At 64.0% G+C, this 2,582-nt stretch carries 2 protein-coding genes; both read right to left on the bottom strand.

Annotated elements, in window-relative coordinates:
* Positions 1-158: 158 nt before the first annotated feature.
* Positions 159-1,496 (bottom strand): ribosome biogenesis GTPase Der, encoded by a 1,338-nt coding sequence (der, locus tag ACTHL0_RS02565; RefSeq protein ID WP_440565019.1) that lies wholly within the window; start codon positions 1,494-1,496, stop codon positions 159-161.
* A gap of 314 nt (positions 1,497-1,810) precedes the next feature.
* On the bottom strand, positions 1,811-2,582 hold a 772-nt coding region (gene bamB / locus ACTHL0_RS02560; protein WP_440565018.1), incomplete at its 5' end, for an outer membrane protein assembly factor BamB.

Raw genomic sequence — 2,582 nt, 5'->3', positions numbered from 1 at the left:
CCCTTTGTTGCTCATAGCAAACTCCGTCGTTTTTTTGCAGGTTGGATCCAGATTGGGACGAAGAAAAAGAAATCCGCCGCCAATCGCTACACTATAGCCGATTTTCGTTGTGGCACGGGGCGCCCAGCCCGTCCGGACAAGGCGCCAGCGCGCGGAAATCAGCCCTTGTCCGCGTACGGGTTCGTCGACGAACGGAACTCTATGCGCAATGGAGTGCCCGTCAACGAGAAAGTTTCGCGGAAACGATTTTCGAGATACCGCTTGTACGTCTCGGTCACGGCGTCGAGCGCATTGCCGTGGATGACGATGATCGGCGGATTCTGGCCACCCTGGTGCGCGTAGCGCAACTTCGGGCGGACGGGACCGCGGCGGCGCGGCTGCTGAAATTCCACCGCCTCGATCAGCGCGCGCGTGAGCTTCGGCGTGGGCAGCTTGGCCATGGCGGCCGCATACGCATCGTCGACCGAGCGCATGAGCGGGCCGATTCCCGTTTTTTCGGTGGCCGAGACGAAGTGGAATTTCGCAAACTCCAGGAATTTGAGCTTGCGCAGCAAGTCGGCCTTCGTCCGCTCCCGCACGTGCGCGTCGAGCCCATCCCATTTGTTGACGCCGACGACGAGTGCACGGCCTTGCTCCACCACGAAACCGGCGATATGTGCGTCTTGATCCGAGATGTCCTGGCGCGCGTCGAGCAGCAAGATCACGACATTGGCATCGGCGATCGATTGCAGCGTCTTCACGACGGAGAATTTCTCGATGGCCTCGAACACCTTGCCGCGCCGGCGCAAGCCCGCCGTGTCGATCAGCGTGTACTTCCTGCCCTGGCGTTCGAAATCGACGTAGATCGAATCGCGCGTGGTGCCTGGCATGTCGAATGCGATGACGCGGTCCTCGCCGATGAGCGTATTGACGAGCGTCGATTTGCCGACGTTCGGGCGGCCGACGATGGCGATCTTGATGCCGCGCGCGCCGCTCTCCTCCTCCGGCTCCTCGGGATACCCGGTGTAGGCGATTTCGAGGGCGTCGTTGATCATTTCAGTGACGCCGTCGCCGTGCGCAGCCGAGATTGCACGCGGATCGCCCAGCCCGAGTTCGTAGAAATCGGACGCGACGGCCGTGTACTTCATCCCCTCGGCTTTGTTCACGACGAGCATGATCGGCCGGCCGGTCTTGCGCAGGTAATCGGCGATCGACTTGTCCTGAGGTGCAAGCCCGTTGCGGCCGTCGACAATGAAAACGACGACGTCCGATTCCTCGACCGCCTGCCGCGTTTGCCGCGCCATCTCGTGCAGGATCCCGTCCTTGGCGACAGGCTCGAACCCGCCCGTGTCGACGACGAGATAGGCGCGCTCGCCCACGCGGCCTTCGCCGTAGTGGCGATCGCGCGTCAAGCCGGGCAAATCGGCGACAAGCGCATCGCGCGAACGCGTGAGCCGGTTGAACAGTGTGGATTTCCCCACGTTGGGGCGCCCGACCAGGGCAATTACGGGTTTCATCTGATGTTGTCTAAGTGAGGCTGGCGCCACCGCACGGGCTCGCAGGAGCGAGGCGTGGCGGGATCATCGGCGCATCAATATGCCGCGTACGGCACGAGCCGGTATTACGCGCTGACCGCAGCACGCCCTTCGGGCGAACGGCCGAGGCCAGTGGCGGCGCACGAACGCGCACCGCTGCTCGAAAATTATCACGATACGGCAGTGCGCGAGACACCGCGTATCAATCGGCCGGCCGCGCTGCGCGCGCCGGTACTCAAAAACGCCCGCGGCCGGCTGCGCCGGCCACGAGCGAAGACTCAGGCGGGACGCCGCGCTCAGTGCGAAACGAACCCGTACAAGTGGCCGTCGTGCGTTTGCACGATCAGCGTGTTGCCCACCGCGACGGGAGCAGCGGTAATCGGGCTGCCGTCCGTTTTGACGCGCGCGAGGAACTTGCCGTCATCGCGCGACAGGAAGTGCACGTACCCCTGATAATCGCCCACGACGACATCGGGCCCAAGCAGGTACGGCGCGCTCAGGTCGCGGTTCTTGAGCTTGTCGTTCTTCCAGAGCGGCTTGCCCGTCGTCGCATCGAACGCTTGCAGGACCGACCAATCGTCGGGTGCGACCACCGCAGTGCGGTCGGCCGCGAGGCCGCTCACGCCGGAAAACGGCTGTTCCCAGACCGGCTGCCCGCTATTCGCATCGAAACAGCTGATGCGCCCTTGGAACGTCACGGCGCACGCTTCGGCACCCACGAGCGTCGGCGCACCCGTTACGTCATTGATCCGCTCAACCTCGGTGACGCCCTTCGGGAACGACACCGGGGCTTGCCAAAAGTCGTCGCCGGTTTTCAGGTTGACCGCCGACAGCGAACCGCCCGGGAATCCGGCCAACACGGCGGCCTCTCCGGCGAACGCCATTCCCGCGGACACGCGCAGGTTAAGCGGCACGGCCCGATTGCGGTATTGCCAGCGCAATTCGCCGGTGGACGCATTGAAGGCGCTGATTTGACCGTCGATCGTGCGCACGACAACATAGCCGTTACCCACGAGCGGCGGCGAGACGATTTCGCCCGGCACCGTCGTCTTCCAGAGCAGCTTGCCG

Source organism: Trinickia sp., from assembly GCF_051961175.1.
In the GTDB taxonomy this organism is placed as follows: Bacteria; Pseudomonadota; Gammaproteobacteria; order Burkholderiales; family Burkholderiaceae; genus Trinickia.
The sequence above is the reverse complement of the archived record's forward strand: the minus strand, read 5'-3'. Positions and strand labels throughout refer to the sequence as shown.

Coding starts and splice junctions, on each gene's coding strand:
- der (WP_440565019.1), bottom strand. CDS start 1,496: ATGAAACCCGTAATTGCCCTGGTCGGGCGCCCCAACGTGGGGAAATCC.